The organism is Thalassobaculum fulvum, assembly GCF_014652915.1.
GTDB classification, from domain to species: Bacteria; Pseudomonadota; Alphaproteobacteria; order Thalassobaculales; family Thalassobaculaceae; genus Thalassobaculum_A; species Thalassobaculum_A fulvum.
Genome location: NZ_BMZS01000017.1, coordinates 30814 through 46606, shown reverse-complemented (window position 1 = coordinate 46606; position 15793 = coordinate 30814). Strand labels below are relative to the sequence as shown.

Sequence of the window (15793 nt, the reverse complement as noted above, 5' to 3'; positions counted from 1 at the left end):
CCCGGCCGGCCTCACTTCTTCTTGCGGAAATGGTCCAGCGAGACGACCTCGCCGGAGGAGCCGTCGGCGGGGGCATCGCCGCCGCCGCTCGGCGGGGTCGGGTCGGGGTCGCGGTCGCCGGAATCGCTGGCACTGCCGTCCTGGAACTGCAGGCCGAACTGCACCGACGGGTCGGCGAAGCCGGTCAGGGCCTCGAACGGAACCACCAGGCGCTCGCGCACGTCGTTGAAGCTCAACATCACCGAGAACCGCAGATCCTCGACCTCCAGGTTCCAGTACTGGTACTGCAGGACGATGGTCATCTCGTCGGGATAGCGCTCGATGAGGTAGGGCGGGATCTCGACGCCTGGCGCACGGGTCTTGAACGTCAGATAGAAGTGGTGATTGCCCGGCAAGCCGTGTTCCACGGCTCGGCGCAGGGCGTCACGGACGACGCCGCGCAGGGCGTTCTCGACCATCAGGTCGTATCGGAAAAGATCTTCCGCCATCGGCTCTCATGCACTCGGGACGTCCCGCCAATGAACACCACCGACCGGCGGGCCTCAAGGCAAAACTTCGATGTCGGGCAGGAGCGGGGGAAGTGCGGGCCTTCTGTTGCTAGGCGGCCCGCGAGCCCCACGTTACGACGCTAACCGCAACGGATTGATCGGGGTTCCTTACCGCTTAGGCAGCGGCGCGGAGCTCCCCAGCATAGTTGTCGTTCGCAACTATCTAGTAGCCCGATAACGGCGGTACCATACCGAGCGAAAAGACGGCCTTTACCACGCGCGTCGATCCTGTTTCGCCCCCTTCAGCCCCGCCCGTGTCCGCCTGGACCGGCCGGAGGAATTTGGTGGAGGCGCCGGGTACTGCCCCCGGGTCCGCTACGCTTATTCCGTCGCCCGTTTATCGCCATAGTCGACCGTCGCCGACGCTCGTACATATAGGGCGTTCGGGTGGCGGATGAAAGGGGGGACCGCCGGCGGGGGCGACTCGGCTATCATGGGGCCAGGCGACGGAGGATCGGCATGCGGCAGTATCTCGACCTGATGGCTCGGGTGATGGACGAGGGCGCGTTGAAGGGCGACCGGACCGGCACCGGGACCCGCAGCGTGTTCGGGCACCAGATGCGGTTCGACCTGTCCGAGGGCTTCCCGCTGGTCACCACCAAGAAGCTGCACCTGAAGTCGATCGTGCACGAGCTGCTGTGGTTCCTGGCCGGCGACACCAACGTGCGCTACCTCCAGGACAACGGCGTGCGGATCTGGAACGAGTGGGCCGGGCCGGACGGCGAGCTCGGGCCGGTGTACGGCAAGCAGTGGCGAAGCTGGGCGGTGCCCGGCGGCGGCACGGTCGACCAGATCGCGACCTTGCTCGAGCAGATCCGAAACAATCCGAACTCCCGGCGGCTGATCGTGTCGGCCTGGAACGTCGGCGAGCTCGAGGCGATGGCGCTGGCGCCGTGCCATTGCCTGTTCCAATTCCACGTCGCCGACGGCCGGCTGTCCTGCCAGCTCTACCAGCGCAGCGCCGACGTCTTCCTGGGCGTTCCGTTCAACATCGCGTCCTACGCGCTTCTGACCCACATGATCGCGCACGTGACCGGCCTCGGCGTCGGCGACTTCGTGCACACCTTCGGCGACGCGCACCTCTACCTGAACCATATCGAGCAGGCGCGCCAGCAGCTCGGACGTGATCCGCTGCCGCTCCCCCGTCTATGGTTGAATCCGGAGGTCGACGATCTGTTCGCGTTCCGGTACGAAGACATCCGGATCGACGGTTATCAGGCCCACCCTCATATCGCGGCGCCGGTCGCGGTTTGACTCCCGGTTCCAATATGCCCCAGAGCGAAGACCCGCTCGCCGAAGGCGACCGGCTCGTCCGTGAGGGCGAGAGACAGAAGGCCGTCGAGGCCTACGACGCCGCCGTCGACGGCGCGCCGCTGACGGCGCGGGCGCGGGCCGCCGACGTCCTGCTGGAGCTCGGCCGCATGGATGCGGCACTGGAGCGCGCCGAAGCGGCCTGGCGGCTGGCGCCGGAGGCGCCGGAGGCTTTGCTCCTGATGGGCCGGATCGCCTGGCGCGCACGGGCGGTGCGCGAGGCGCTGACCTGCCTCGACCGTATTCCCGAGACCTCGCCGTTGTGGCCGGCGGCCCAGGCCGAGCGCGCCGAGGCACTGTTGGCCGCCAGGCGCGCCGACGAAGCCTACGAGGATCTCCGCAGCGCCCTGAAGCAGCACAGCGACAAGCCGGCGCTCTGGCTGGCCCTCGGTCATGTGCTGATGACGCTCGACCGCCTGGAAGAGGCCGAGGACGCGTACCGCCAGACGGTCGACCGGCTGCCGACCTCGGGGCGCGGCCTCGCCGGCCTGGCCGAGGTGTGCCTGCGTCTGGGCCGACCCGAAGAAGCGGTGGCGGCCAGCGAACGCGCCGTCGAGATGTCGCACGGCAGCCCGGTGGCGCGTACCGTGCTGGCCAACGCGCTGATCGCGGTCGGACGCCACGAGGAGGGCTGGGCCGCCTACGAGTCCCGGTTCGACGCCTATGCGATCGACCATCGGGTTGGCGTCAAGCCTCGGAGCTTCGAGGCCCCGAACTGGGACGGCAGCGATCTGACGGACTCGTCGATCCTGGTCTGGGGCGAGGGCTCGCCGTCCGACGAGGTGTGCTTCGCCGCGCTGCTGCCGCAGCTCGTCGCCCTGAGCCCGACGCCGCTCGTGCTGGAGTGCGATCCGCGCCTGCAGGTCCTGTTCGAGCGGTCGTTCCCGGATGCCGAGGTGGTCGCCCGGACCACGCCGCCCGCCACGGAGCTGACCGACCGGTTCCTGAACTGGCAGAGCGCGATCGGCGGCCTCGCGCATCGGCTCAAGGCCTATCGCAACGGATACGCGGCGATGCCGCGCGGCTATCTGACGGTCGACGACGGCAAGCGCGAGCGCTGGCGCAGCCGCTGGACCGGCGACGCGGGCGCCCGGGTCATCGGGGTGGCGTGGCGGCACCCCGATGCCGATGCCGACCGACGGTCGGTGCCGTTCCGGCCATTGCTGGACGCCCTGTCGGCCAGCGGCCGGGTGCTGGTGTCGCTGCAGCGCGGCATGACCGACGACGAGCGCACGACCGCCGACGGTCGCATGCAGATCGAGCCGGACTGGGACGTCAACGACGTGGACGACCTGGCAGCCCGGGCGGCCGCCTGCGACGTGGTGGTGACCGTCGACTCCCTGGTCGCGCATCTGGCCGCCGGTTCCGGCATCGACACCCGGGTCATGCTCGATGCCGGCGCCGACGCCCGCTGGGGAGCCGGCCGGGCCCAGACACCGTGGTACCCGACCACCAGGCTGTACTGGCAGGATGCCGGCGGCGGCTGGACCCGCATGATCAAGCGGATGGGAGCCGCCGTGGACGGCTCCTAGGGGGTCGCTGCCAGGGCGGCGGCGGCCTCGGCCACCGGCTGGCCCCAGTCGCCGGGCATCTGCTGGCGGAACAGCCGCATTGCCGGATACCAGGGCGTCCGGTCGCCGTGCCCCCAGTACCACATCAGCCCGGGGCCGCGGCTGAGCAGGACCCAGGTCGGTATCCCGAGGGCCCCGGACAGCTGCGCGGTCGTCGACCCGGTGGTGATGACGAGGTCCATGGCGGCGGCCAGGGCGGCGGCGCCGTCCAGGTCGTCGAACAGGTCGACATCCGCCGTCCGGACGCGCGTGCCGGTCGCGCGTTCGGCCTCGTCGATCTCGGCCGTCACGTCGCCGTATTGCAGGTTGACGAAGGTTGCGCCCGCGGCCGTGAGGATCGGTGCCCAGTCGATCAGCCGCGTGCTCTTGAAACCGCCGAAGGCCGCGTTCTTGCTGCGCCAGCACACCCCGACCAGGCGCCGGCCCGGCACGGCGAGTGCGCCCCTCAGCGCCGCGGCGCGGTCGGGATCGGCGGCCAGGTAGGGGGCCGCCGCGGCGTCGGCCGGCGAGAGATCCCCGAGCGCCGCGGGAAGCGAGGCGATCTCGATCGCACAGTCGGCCCCGGATGCCGCGACCGCGCGTTCGTCGGCGACCGGCCCGCGGGCGTCGCGGAACCGGCGCGCGGCCACCAGCGGCAGCGCCGGCAGGCTGCGGGCGACCAGCGGGTGCAGCTTGGCGTCCAGCTCGACCGCGGCGATCGGGGCGCGCTCGGCCAACGCCGGGACGAACCGCAGGAACAGGATCTGCTCGCCGACCCCCTGCTCGGCCAGGACCGCCACCGGCCGTCCGGCCGGGGCCGGGGACCAGCGCGGCAGGCCGTGGCGGCGCCGGATGTGATCGGGGATCGCCGGGTCCAACCGCGCCTCGTAGGCCGGCCAGCCGTCGGTCCAACGCTCCAGGCTCAGCAGGCCGACGGCCCGGTTCAGCCGGACCTGCGGGCCGCCGGCCGCGGCGAGATCGGCGAGACTCGCGAGGGCCTCGTCATGGCGCCCCAGATGGTGCAGGGCCTCGGCCCGGTTGCCGAGCGCCTGGGGGTGCCCGGGGGCGAGCAGCAGCGCCCGGTCGGCGGCCCGTAGACCGTCCGCGAAACGCAGGCCGGCGACCCGGCATCCCGCCAGCCCGGCGAGGGCGTCCGGCTGGGCCGGCAGCAGCAGGAGCGCGCGGCGCAGCGCCCGGTCGGCGCCGGCCGCATCGCCGGCCCGCAGCCGGGCGGAACCGAGGGCCGCGGCGATCGGCGCCGCCGCCGGCGACAGCGCAAGGGCGGCGGTCAGGTCGTCGATTCCCCCGTCAGCGTCGCCGGATTCCAGTCGGAGCAGGCCGCGCAGGTAGCGCGGCTCGACGGATCCGGGCGCGGCGGCCACGGCGCGGTCGAGCGTCGCCAGGGCGGCCGGATGGCGGCCGGCGCGGGCCTGCTGCAGGGCCCGCGCGGTCAGCGCGCGGGGGTCGTCGGCCGGCTCGGTCATGCGCCTTGCGTCCGCCGGCCGGGATGCCAATCCTGGTAGCCTGCCGACAAGCTGGGGTGTCTCATGCCGTCCATCGTCGTCGTCGCGGCCGTCGCCCGCAACCGTGTCATCGGCAGTGCCGGGGACCTGCCCTGGCGCCTGCCGGCGGACATGCGGCATTTCAAGGCGGTCACCCTCGGCAAGCCGATGGTGATGGGCCGCAAGACCTTCGACTCGATCGGCCGGCCGTTGCCGGGGCGCCGGACCATCGTGGTGACCCGCGACCCGGCCTGGTCGGCCGACGGGGTGGAGACCGCGCCGTCGCTGGAAGCCGCACTGGCGCTGGCAAGCAGCGGCGAGCCCGAGGAGATCGTGGTCGCCGGCGGCGGCGAGATCTACGCCCAGGCCCTGCCGCTGGCCGACCGGATGCGGTTGACCTGGGTCGAGGCCGACCCCCAGGGCGATGCCGTGTTCCCGGCGTTCGACGCGGCCGACTGGCGGGAGACGGCGCGCGAACGGCACCCGGCCGAGGACGGTCGACCGGCGTTCGCCTTCGTCGACTACGTCCGCGCCGGGCGCTGACCCGTTACTCGAACACGATCTTCGGCGGCTGCCGGCTGGTATCGCCCAGACGCCGGGCGACGTCCTGCCAGACCGCGTCGGCGACACCCGCGAACGCCAGGGCCTGCGGGCTTTCCGGATCGGCGGCGACGATCGGCGTGCCGGCGTCGCCGGCCTCGCGGATCGCCAGGTGCAGCGGGACCTCGCCGAGGAACGGCAGGCCCAGGCGCTCGGCCTCCTGGCGGGCGCCGCCGTGGCCGAACACCTCGCTGCGCTCGCCGCAGTGCGGGCACAGGAAGAAGCTCATGTTCTCGACGATGCCGAGCACCGGCACGTCGACCCGGCGGAACATGTTGAGCCCCTTGCGGGCATCCAGCAGGGCGATGTCCTGGGGCGTGGAAACGATTACCGCGCCGGTCAGCGGCACCCGCTGCGCCATGGTCAGCTGGGCGTCGCCGGTGCCCGGCGGCATGTCGACCACCAGGATGTCGAGCTCGCCCCACTCGACGTCGCGCAGCATCTGCTCGAGCGCGCTCATCACCATCGGCCCGCGCCAGATCGTCGGGGTGTCCTCGGCCACCATGAAGCCGATCGACATGCACTTGACCCCGTGGTTGACCAGCGGGATCAGGGTCTTGCCGTCCTTCGACTGGGGCTTGCCGCGGATCGCCATCATGCGGGGCAGGGACGGGCCGTAGACGTCGGCGTCGAGCAGCCCGACCCGCAGTCCCTGGCGGGCCAGCGCCAGCGCCAGGTTGGTCGCCACGGTCGACTTGCCGACGCCGCCCTTGCCGGAAGCGACGGCGACGATCGAGCGGATGCCGGCGACGTCCGGGCGGGCCGGCATGGCGCCCTGGCGGCCATGGGCGTGTCCGTGACCGTGGCCCTGCGGCGCGGCCGGTTGCGCGGCCTGGCCGCCGCCGGCGCGGTGGGCGGTCAGCACGGCGGTCACCGAGGTGACGCCGTCGAGCGCCAGCACGGCGGCCTCGGCGGCCTTGCGCAGGCCTTCGAGCCGCGGGCCGCGCGCCGGGTCGACTTCTAGCGCGAAACCGATGTTGCCGTCCTTCACCACGAGCCCCGAAACCGTGGCCAGCTGCGGCAGGCCGCCGGCGCCGCCCGGATCGACGACCGCCGACAGGGTCGCTCGGATTGTCTGCTCTGAAACCGCTGCCATTCTTGAAATCCCCGCGAATTCGACGATATCCCCGTCCACGACGGGGGACGATCAACCCCCAACCAGCGGGGACATAGAGCCTCGGGGTCTGCTTTGCAACGCGAGGTGCGCATGCTAAGCCGCCCGACGGCCTGGGTGAGGATGAAAGGATAACAATATGCCGTGGAGCGATCAGGGCGGCGGCGGACAGGGGCCCTGGGGGGGCGGCGGGTCCGGCGGTGGACGTGGCAATTCGCCCTGGGGGCGCCCCGGTGGCGGCCCCAATCCCAAGGACATCGAGGACATGCTGCGGCGTGGCCAGCAACGCTTCCGGGGCATGATTCCCGGCGGCTTCGGCGGCCCCAAGCTCATCGTCCTGGGCATCGCCGTGCTGCTCGGGGTCTGGGCCGTCAACGGCTTCTACCGGGTGCAACCGAACCAGCAGGGCATCGAGCTGGTGTTCGGGCGCTTCACCGGCGTGCCGACCGAGCCGGGGCTGCACTGGAACTGGCCGTCGCCGATCGGCAACGTCTACCTGCCGAACGTGACGCTGGAGAACCGCATCGAGATCGGCTTCCGGTCGAGCGGCGACGGCTCTGCACGGTCTTCGTCGAGCCGCGACGTCCCGGAAGAAAGCCAGATGATCACCGGTGACGAGAACCTTATCGACATCGACTTCGTGGTGTTCTGGCGCATTGCCGATGCCGCCAAGTACCTGTTCACCCTGCGCGATCCCGATCAGACCGTGAAGGTCGCCTCCGAGGCGGTGATGCGCGATATCATCGGCGGCACCCGCATTCAGGACGCCCTGACCGACCGGCGCGGCCCGATCGAGAGCGAGGCGCAGATCCAGCTGCAGCGGCTGGTCGACGAGTACGGTGCCGGCATCGAGATCCGCCAGGTGCAGTTGCTGGAGGTCGATCCGCCGAGTCAGGTGATCGACGCGTTCAACGAAGTCACGCGCGCGAAGCAGGACCTCGAGCGCATGAAGAACGAGGCCGAGGCCTACCGCAACGACGTGGTGCCGCGGGCCCGAGGCGAGGCGGCACAGATCGTCGAGGAGGCAGACGCCTACCGCCAGGAGGTCGTGAACCGCGCGCAGGGTGACGGCAACCGCTTCGACTCGGTCTATCAGGCCTACACGCAGTCCAAAGACGTCACGACCCAGCGCATCTACCTCGAGACGCTCGAGGAGGTGATGAGGAACGTGAACAAGGTGATCATCGATGACAGCGCCAGCGGTGGCGGCGTCGTGCCTTACCTGCCGCTGCCGGAGATCCAGAAGCGGCTGAACAGGCCGGCGACGGGCGCCGCCCGTACGACTCAGCAGGGGGGCAACTGATGAACCGTACGCTTGCCATCGTCGGCGTTGCCGTCATCCTGCTCGGCGTCCTCGCGGTCAACTCGCTGTTCGTCGTGTCGCAGACCCAGCAGACGCTGGTCCTGCGGTTCGGCGAGTACAAGCGGCAGATCCAGGAGCCCGGGCTGAACGTCAAGTTCCCGTTCATCGAGGACGCGGTGTACTACGAGCGCCGGGCGCTCGATGTCGATCCGCCGAAGCAGCAGGTCATCCTGTCCGATCAGAAGCGCCTCGACGTCGACAGCTACGCCCGCTATCGAATCGTCGACCCGCTGCTGTTCTTCCAGGCGGTGCGCACCGAGCGCGAGGCCCGGGCACGGTTGTCGGCGATCATCAACTCGTCGCTGCGCCGGGTGCTGGGTAGCCAGACCCTGTTCAACATCCTGTCCGAGAAGCGCGTCGGGATCATGGCCGACATCCGCTCCGAGGTTAACGGACCGGCACAACGGCTGGGCATCGAGATCATCGAGGTCAGGATCCGGCGCGCCGACTATCCCGACGAGACCCGAGAGAACATCTACAGCCGCATGAAGTCGGAGCGCGAGCGCGAGGCCAGGGAGTTCCGGGCCCAGGGCTTCGAGCAGGCCCAGAAGATCCGGGCCGATGCCGACAAGCAGCGGGTGATCATCGTCGCCGAGTCCCAGAAGCAGGCCGAGACCCTGCGCGGTCAGGGCGATGCCGACGCGATCAAGATCTATGCCGACGCCTTCGGCAAGGATCCCGAGTTCTTCGCGTTCTACCGCTCGATGCAGGCCTATCGGAACGCTATTACCGAGGACGGCTCGACCACGATGGTGCTCAGTCCGGACAGCGACTTCTTCCGGTTCTTCAACTCGGTGAAGGGCACCCCGGGCGCGCAGTCCCGGCCGACCCAGTAAGGGCGGTCGGGTAGGCGGGCGGGGCCGTGCCGGATCTGCTGACGGCGCTGGCGTTGGTCCTGGTGATCGAAGGGGTTCTGTACGCGGCCTTCCCGTCCGCCATGCGCCGGGCGCTGGAGGCCGCGATGCAGATGCCGGATTCGACGCTGCGGGCCGCCGGGCTGGCGGCGGCCGCGGTCGGGGTGGCCGCGGTCTGGCTGATCCGTGGCTGAAGGTCCGCCAAATCGCCGCCGCAATCCGGGGCCAATGAGGTACCCTGTCACAGTCCGGTGTCCGGGACCGTGCCAGCGTTGACTGGCCGTCCCGGATGACCACCTTGTTTGAGAGATCCGACACACGACGCGCGCGTGTCCTGAGTCGAGGAGAGGAAGACACCCGATGACCGTTCAGGTTCGAAACGCGGCCGAGGGGGCCGGTCCCGGATCGATGCTGCGATCAGTGGTACGCCTTGGCATGACGGTGATGCTGGCCGCGGCGTTGGCCGTCCCCGCGGTGGCCCCGGCGGCCGCCCGGTCGGCGCCGGAGAGCTTCGCCGATCTCGCGGAGCGGCTGCTGCCGGCGGTCGTCAACGTGGCGACCACCCAGACCGTGCAGGACCGCGGCCCGACCATGGACATGCCGCAGTTTCCGCCGGGCTCGCCGTTCGAGGAGTTCTTCAAGGACTTCTTCGACCGCAACGGCGGCAATCAGCCGCAGCGCCCGCGCCGGGCCCAGTCGCTCGGCTCCGGCTTCCTGATCTCCGCCGACGGTCTGGTGGTGACCAACAACCACGTGATCGCCGACGCCGACGAGATCACCGTGCGGCTGTCGGACGATACCGAGTTCCCGGCCAAGCTGATCGGGACCGACACCAAGACCGACGTGGCGGTTCTCAAGATCGACCCCGGCGGTCGCGAGCTGCCGTTCGTGAAGTTCGGCAATTCCGACGGGCTGCGGGTCGGCGACTGGGTGGTCGCGATCGGCAACCCGTTCGGTCTCGGCGGTACGGTGACCGCCGGCATCGTGTCGGCGCGCGGCCGCGACATCGGCCAGGGACCGTACGACGACTTCATCCAGACCGACGCCTCGATCAACCGCGGCAATTCCGGCGGCCCGCTGTTCAACCTCGACGGCGACGTGATCGGCATCAACACCGCGATCTTCTCGCAGTCCGGCGGGTCGATCGGCATCGGCTTCGCGATTTCCTCGAAGCTGGCCTCGAACGTTGTCGGGCAGCTGCGCGAGTTCGGCCGGACGCGGCGCGGCTGGCTCGGCGTGCGGATCCAGCAGGTGACCGACGAGATCGCCGAGTCGCTGGGGCTGGACCGGGCGCGCGGCGCCTTGGTGGCCGACGTGACGCCCGACGGCCCGGCCAAGTCGGCCGGCATCCAGGCCGGCGACGTGATCCTGAACTTCGCCGGGCAGGACGTGTCGGAGATGCGCGAGCTGCCCCGTATCGTCGCGGAGACGGCGGTCGGCAAGACCGTCAACGTCCAGGTCTGGCGTGACGGCAGGCAGATCGACGTCACCGCCAAGCTGGGCGAGCTGGAGGCGGCCGAGAAGGCCAGCCTCAAGCAGGAGGACGAGCAGAGCTCGGCAGCGTCCGACGGGGCGAAGGCACGGGTGGATTCCCTTGGCCTCGGACTCGCCACGCTCACGCCGCAATTGCGTGCGGAATATTCGATCGGCGATCAGGTCGAAGGCGTGGTCGTCACCGAGGTGGATCCGGCCGGTACCGCCGGCGAGAAGGGGCTGCGCCCCGGCGACGTGATCGTCGAGGTCGCCCAGGACGAGGTTCGCTCACCGGACGACGTGGCGCGCGGTGTGAAGGCCGCGACGGAAAAGGGACGCAAGTCCGTTCTGTTGCTGATCGACCGGCAGGGTGAGATGCGTTTCGTTGCGCTCCGTATAGACAAGGGCTGATCCCCCCGCCCCCCGTAGGCCCCTCTTGCGGAGTGCGAGGCGGCGCCGGTCTTCGGACCGGCGCCGTTCTCATTTTCGGATCCGTGTTCCGGGATCCCGGAACAGCCGTCAGGCCACGGCCACGCAGGTCTCGCAGGCGGTTCCCCGCACGTCGCGCCGCAGATGCGCCTCGCGCAGCGCCTGGAACGCCGGCGACTGCCAGCACTCCAGGAACGAGGCCGCGGTCAGGTCCCCCATATGGAACCGGCCGTCATGGTCGAAGCAGCAGGCGGACAGGCGGCCGTCCCAGGTGACGTGGCCCTCGGTGAACACCGACCAGCATGGCAGCGGCTCGCGCAGGGCGCCGGCCCGCCCCCGGTTCCCGGCGGTCGGGGTCCAGCCGCGGCCGACCTCGTCGTCGGTCACCAGGCTGGCCTGGCTGTACAGCGGCAGGGCATAGACCTCGTCGACCAGCGGCGCGATGCGCTCGATGGTCTCCGCCATGCGCCGGCCCTGGTCGCCGTCGTACTCGATGTAGCTGGCATAGAGCCCGCACCGGTGCCCGGTCTCGTGCTCGACCCGGTCGCGGATCGTGCGGGCGGCCCGCATGTTGCTCTCGATGTCCTGGAACAGCCGGCCCTTGACCCGCGCGATCTCCTCGAACTGCCCGGCGTCGGCGTAGTTGAGCGAGAACTTCAGGCTGTCGAGCCCGGCCCGGATGCAGGCATCGACCCGGATCGGGGTCGCCACGGTGCCGTTGGTGGTCAGGAACACATAAGGGTAGCCGGCGACGGTCTTGGCGAACCCGACCGCCTCCGGCAGCCAGGGCAGCAGGAAGCTCTCGCCGAGATAGAACAGCCCCAGCTCCTCGACCCCGGCCTCCCGCATCTCGACGGCCAGGCGTTCGTAGAGCGCCCGGTCCATGTCGGTCTGGCGTCGCAGCATCATCGAGCGCGCGCAGAACGAGCAGGCGAGGTTGCAGCGGGCCGTCAGCTCGATCTTGACGGAGCGCGGCGCCGGCGGCGACGCGGTCCGGTGCGACGGCGGGATGCCCGTGACGGCGTCGATCCGCTCGGTGATCGTCATGCTTGCCCCCGGAGGCGGTGTCTCGATCCGGGGAAACTAGGCTGATCCGCGGGCGGTGGATTTGAGGCGGATCAAATCCGCGGGCCCTGGCCGGTTCAGGCGAGCGCGGCCTCGATGTCGGCGGCGCGGTAGCCTTGCAGATACAGCAGGCCGGTCAGGTCGCCGTGGTCGATGCGGAACGCCGCCGCCTCGCGAACCGCCGGCTTGGCGTGGAAGGCGACGCCGATGCCGGCGGCCTGCAGCATCGCCAGGTCGTTGGCGCCGTCGCCGACCGCCACCGCGTCGCGCGGGCCGGCCCCGCGCCGGGCGGTCACTTCGTGCAGGGCCGCCAGCTTGGCGTCGCGCCCGAGGATCGGGTGGACGACCTGCCCGGTCAGGGCGCCGTCGGCGATCTCCAGCCGGTTGGCGCGGTCCTCGTCGAAGCCGAGCCGCCGGCGGATCGCACCGGTGATCGGGGTGAACCCGCCGGACACCAGGGCGCAGTAGGCGCCGTTGGCCTTCATGGTGGCGACCAGGGCGGCGGCGCCGGCGGTGATCTCGATGCGGGCCAGGACGCCGTCGATCGTCGACTCCGGCAGGCCCTTCAGCATCGCCACGCGCTCGGTCAGCGCCGCCTCGAACTCGAGCTCGCCGCGCATGGCGCGGGCGGTGATCGCGGCGATCACGTCCTTGAGGCCGGCGTACTCCGCCAGCTCGTCCAGCGATTCCGAGGTGATGATGGTCGAGTCCATGTCGGCGATCAGCGCCTGCTTGCGGCGCCCGGCGGCCGCCTGGGCGTTGACGTCGACCGGCCGGTCGGCCAGGGCGTCGCGGACCCGGGGCAGGGCGGTTGACGGCACGATGCCGTCGAACGGCAGGTCCACGGCGATGTCGGGCGCCAGCCAGTCGGTTTCGCCGACGGAGGCGCCCGCCCGGCGCAGGGCCGCGGCGGCGATGGCGACGTGGTCGGCGCCGAGCGCGCGGGCCACCGGGTCGGTCGTGAGCGTGAGGACATGTTGCATGGCGGCGCCTTATGGCGTAGCGGCAGGCCGCATGTCCAGCGCGCGCGTCCATCAGACCGTCCTCGTCGTCGCCGGCCCGACCGCCTCCGGCAAGTCGGCCCTGGCACTGCTGCTGGCCGAGGCGCTGGGCGGCGTGGTGATCAACGCCGACTCCATGCAGGTCTACCGCGACCTCCGGATCCTGACGGCTCGGCCGTCGCCGGCGGACGAGGCACGGGTACCGCACCGGCTGTACGGCGTGCTCGACGCCGCCGAGCGCGGGTCGGCCGCGTGGTGGCGCGCGGCGGCCCTCGCGGAGATCGCGGTGGCCGGACGAGAGCGGCGGCTGCCGGTGCTGTGCGGCGGCACCGGCCTGTACCTGCGGGCGCTGCTGCACGGCATCGCCGATATTCCCGCCGTGCCCGAGGCGGTGGCGCGCGAGGCCGCCGAGCGTTATGGCCGGATCGGCGGGGAGGCGTTTCGCGAGGAGCTCCGGAGGCTCGATCCGGTGGCCGCCGAGCGGCTGTTCGCCGGCGACAGCCAGCGCCTGCAGCGCGCCTGGTCGGTGGCGACGGCGACCGGCCGGGCACTGTCCGAATGGCAGGCCGCGGCGTCGGTGCCGCCGCCGGGTCTGCAGTTCCGGACCGTGCTGCTGTCGCCGCCGCGACCGGTCTCGGCCGAGGCGGTGGAGCGGCGTTTCCGGGCGATGGTCGCGGACGGCGCGGTCGACGAGGTGACGCGGCTGCTCGGGCGCGGCCTGGACCCGTCGCTGCCGGCGCTGAAGGCGATCGGGGTGCCGGAGCTCCGGGCGTACCTGGAGGGCCGGACCGGCCTGGAGGACGCGATCCGCGATGCCGTCACCGCCACCCGGCAGTATGCCAAGCGCCAACGCACCTGGTTCCGGCATCAGTTCCGGTCCGACCTGCAGGTCGATGCGCAATTTTCGGAAAGCGGGTTTGGGAAAATCTTTCCGAAAGTTCGCGAACTTGTGTTGACGCCCGAGTCCTGACTGACTAGGTTCCGCCGGCCGGCGCGGGCCACCCCCGCGCCGTGCCTTTCTTCAACCCTGATCCGGCCCGCCCGAACCGATACCGACGGCGGCACGCCCGATCGCAGCAGAAGGAGCGGAACGGTGGCTCAACCCCGCAGTTCATCCCCCCGTCGCACCGCGGCGCCTCAACAGATGTCTGGCGCGGCGATCATTCTCAAGGCGTTGCAGGACCAGGGCGTAGAGGTCGTATTCGGCTATCCCGGCGGGGCGGTATTGCCGATCTACGACGAGCTCTTCAAGACCAACGCGGTACGTCACATCCTGGTGCGGCACGAGCAGGCGGCGGTGCACGCCGCCGAGGGCTATGCCCGCTCGACCGGCAAGGTCGGCGTGGTGCTGGTGACCTCGGGGCCCGGCGCCACCAACGCTGTGACCGGCCTGACCGACGCGCTGATGGACTCGATCCCGGTGGTGTGCCTGACCGGCCAGGTGCCGACGCACCTGATCGGCAACGACGCCTTCCAGGAGGCCGACACCACCGGCATCACCCGGCCGTGCACCAAGCACAACTACCTGGTCAAGGAGCCGGGCCAGCTCGCCCGGGTCATGCACGAGGCGTTCTACGTCGCCTCGCACGGCCGCCCAGGCCCGGTGGTGATCGACCTGCCGAAGGACATCCTGTTCGCCGACTGCCCGTACGTGGAAGCCGACCAGGTCGAGACCAAGAGCTATCGCCCGCAGGTCAAGGGCGACAGCGACGCGGTCGAGCGCGCGGTCGACCTGATCGCCAAGGCCAAGCGGCCGATCTTCTACGGCGGCGGCGGCCTGATCAACGCCGGCCCGAAGGCCTCCCGGCTGTTCACCGAGTTCGTCCGCAAGACCGGTTATCCGGCGACCCTGACCCTGATGGGCCTGGGGGCGCTGCCGTACACCGACAAGCGGTTCCTCGGCATGCTCGGCATGCACGGGACGTTCGAGGCCAACTGGGCGATGCACGAGTGCGACGTCATGGTGTGCATCGGCGCCCGGTTCGACGACCGGGTGACCGGCCGGCTCTCGGACTTCGCGCCGAACGCCAAGAAGATCCACGTCGACATCGACCCGTCCTCGATCAACAAGAACGTCGCCGTCGACATCCCGATCGTCGGCGATGCCGGCAGCGTGCTCGAGCAGATGCTGGCGGTGTGGAAGGCCAAGGGCTGCAAGCCGGACGAGGCGGCCCTGGCCAAGTGGTGGAAGATGATCGACGGCTGGCGGGCCCGCAAATGCCTGGCCTACCGGCCGGACGACGACGTCATCCTGCCGCAGCACGCGATCCGGCGGCTGTTCGAGAAGACCCGCGACATGGACTGCTACATCACCACCGAGGTGGGGCAGCACCAGATGTGGGCCGCCCAGTACTACGGCTTCAGCGAGCCGAACCGCTGGATGACCTCGGGCGGGCTCGGCACCATGGGCTACGGCTTCCCGGCCGCCATGGGCGTCCAGATCGCGCATCCCGACGCGCTGGTGATCGACATCGCCGGCGAGGCCAGCTTCCTGATGAACATGCAGGAGCTGTCGACCATGCGGCAGTACAATCTGCCGGTTAAGGCGTTCATCCTGAACAACCAGTGGATGGGCATGGTCAGGCAGTGGCAGGAACTGGTGCATGGCGGCCGGTACTCCGAGAGCTACTCGGCGGCCCTGCCGGACTTCGTGAAGCTGGCCGACGCGTTCGGCGGGGTCGGCCTCCGGGCCACCAAGCCGTCCGAGCTGGACGACGTCATCGACGAGATGATCCGCACGCCGCAGCCAGTGATCGCCGACATCCTGGTCAAGCAGGACGAGAACTGCTTCCCGATGATCCCGTCGGGGGCGGCCCACCACGAGATGATCCTCGGCCCGGAGGACCAGGCCGAGCGACGCACCTCCGAAGAGGGCATGGTGCTCGTCTGATCCGGTCGACGGCCGGTTCGCGCCACGCGGAGCCGGCCGTCGCCGCCCCTGTCGTCCATTTGTCGAGGGCGCGCCCGATCCGGTGCGGCGCCC

At 70.6% G+C, this 15793-nt stretch carries 14 protein-coding genes and 1 other RNA gene; 9 read left to right on the top strand and 6 right to left on the bottom strand.

From position 1 onward, the window contains the following. Positions 1-11 precede the first annotated feature (11 nt). On the bottom strand, positions 12-488 hold the full coding sequence (locus IE246_RS27190; protein ID WP_189995724.1) for an SspB family protein: 477 nt from the start codon (positions 486-488) through the stop codon (positions 12-14). Between the two features lie 91 nt (positions 489-579). After that, positions 580-952, bottom strand: a transfer-messenger RNA (tmRNA) gene (gene ssrA / locus IE246_RS27185). 55 nt (positions 953-1007) lie between these two features. Here ssrA and IE246_RS27180 point away from each other — a divergent pair. Then, a complete protein-coding gene (locus tag IE246_RS27180; protein WP_189995722.1) occupies positions 1008-1802 on the top strand; it encodes a thymidylate synthase in 795 nt (264 codons plus the stop codon). Positions 1803-1816: 14 nt separating this feature from the next. Then, positions 1817-3391 (top strand): tetratricopeptide repeat protein, encoded by a 1575-nt coding sequence (locus IE246_RS27175; RefSeq protein WP_189995720.1) that lies wholly within the window; start codon positions 1817-1819, stop codon positions 3389-3391. Here IE246_RS27175 and IE246_RS27170 read toward each other — a convergent pair. After that, positions 3388-4893, bottom strand: coding sequence for a tetratricopeptide repeat protein (locus IE246_RS27170; protein ID WP_189995718.1), 1506 nt, complete (start codon positions 4891-4893; stop codon positions 3388-3390). The two genes, IE246_RS27175 and IE246_RS27170, sit on opposite strands and share 4 nt — an antisense overlap. A gap of 63 nt (positions 4894-4956) precedes the next feature. On the opposite strand from IE246_RS27170, the gene IE246_RS27165 reads away from it, so the two are divergent. Beyond that, on the top strand, positions 4957-5454 hold the full coding sequence (locus tag IE246_RS27165) for a dihydrofolate reductase (RefSeq protein WP_189995716.1): 498 nt from the start codon (positions 4957-4959) through the stop codon (positions 5452-5454). Between the two features lie 4 nt (positions 5455-5458). Here IE246_RS27165 and IE246_RS27160 read toward each other — a convergent pair whose 3' ends face one another. Further along, positions 5459-6607 carry an Mrp/NBP35 family ATP-binding protein gene (locus tag IE246_RS27160; RefSeq protein ID WP_189995714.1) on the bottom strand — a complete coding sequence of 383 codons (1149 nt, stop codon included), beginning with the start codon at positions 6605-6607 and terminating at the stop codon, positions 5459-5461. A 157-nt stretch (positions 6608-6764) separates the two neighbouring features. Between IE246_RS27160 and hflK the strand changes: the two genes are divergently transcribed. The 4 genes from hflK to IE246_RS27140 all read left to right on the top strand — a co-directional run bounded on the left by hflK (position 6765) and on the right by IE246_RS27140 (position 10726). Beyond that, positions 6765-7928 carry an FtsH protease activity modulator HflK gene (hflK, locus tag IE246_RS27155; protein WP_189995712.1) on the top strand — a complete coding sequence of 388 codons (1164 nt, stop codon included), beginning with the start codon at positions 6765-6767 and terminating at the stop codon, positions 7926-7928. Then, a complete protein-coding gene (hflC, locus tag IE246_RS27150) occupies positions 7928-8824 on the top strand; it encodes a protease modulator HflC (protein WP_189995710.1) in 897 nt (298 codons plus the stop codon). Before hflK ends, hflC begins: the two co-directional genes overlap by 1 nt. A gap of 26 nt (positions 8825-8850) precedes the next feature. Then, a complete protein-coding gene (locus tag IE246_RS27145) occupies positions 8851-9036 on the top strand; it encodes a DUF2065 family protein (protein WP_189995708.1) in 186 nt (61 codons plus the stop codon). A gap of 166 nt (positions 9037-9202) precedes the next feature. Continuing rightward, entirely contained in the window at positions 9203-10726 is a 1524-nt protein-coding gene (locus IE246_RS27140) for a DegQ family serine endoprotease (RefSeq protein ID WP_229837535.1), read from the top strand. A gap of 108 nt (positions 10727-10834) precedes the next feature. On the opposite strand, the gene IE246_RS27135 is transcribed toward IE246_RS27140, so the two are convergent. Both IE246_RS27135 and serB read right to left on the bottom strand, forming a co-directional pair. Beyond that, positions 10835-11791, bottom strand: coding sequence for a radical SAM/SPASM domain-containing protein (locus IE246_RS27135; RefSeq protein WP_189995705.1), 957 nt, complete (start codon positions 11789-11791; stop codon positions 10835-10837). 95 nt (positions 11792-11886) lie between these two features. Beyond that, positions 11887-12792 (bottom strand): phosphoserine phosphatase SerB, encoded by a 906-nt coding sequence (gene serB, locus IE246_RS27130; RefSeq protein WP_189995704.1) that lies wholly within the window; start codon positions 12790-12792, stop codon positions 11887-11889. 31 nt (positions 12793-12823) lie between these two features. Between serB and miaA the strand changes: the two genes are divergently transcribed. Together miaA and IE246_RS27120 are read left to right on the top strand one after the other, a co-directional pair. Continuing rightward, positions 12824-13780 carry a tRNA (adenosine(37)-N6)-dimethylallyltransferase MiaA gene (gene miaA, locus IE246_RS27125; RefSeq protein WP_229837534.1) on the top strand — a complete coding sequence of 319 codons (957 nt, stop codon included), beginning with the start codon at positions 12824-12826 and terminating at the stop codon, positions 13778-13780. 174 nt (positions 13781-13954) lie between these two features. Continuing rightward, positions 13955-15700, top strand: coding sequence for an acetolactate synthase 3 large subunit (locus IE246_RS27120; RefSeq protein WP_189995701.1), 1746 nt, complete (start codon positions 13955-13957; stop codon positions 15698-15700). Positions 15701-15793 lie beyond the last annotated feature (93 nt).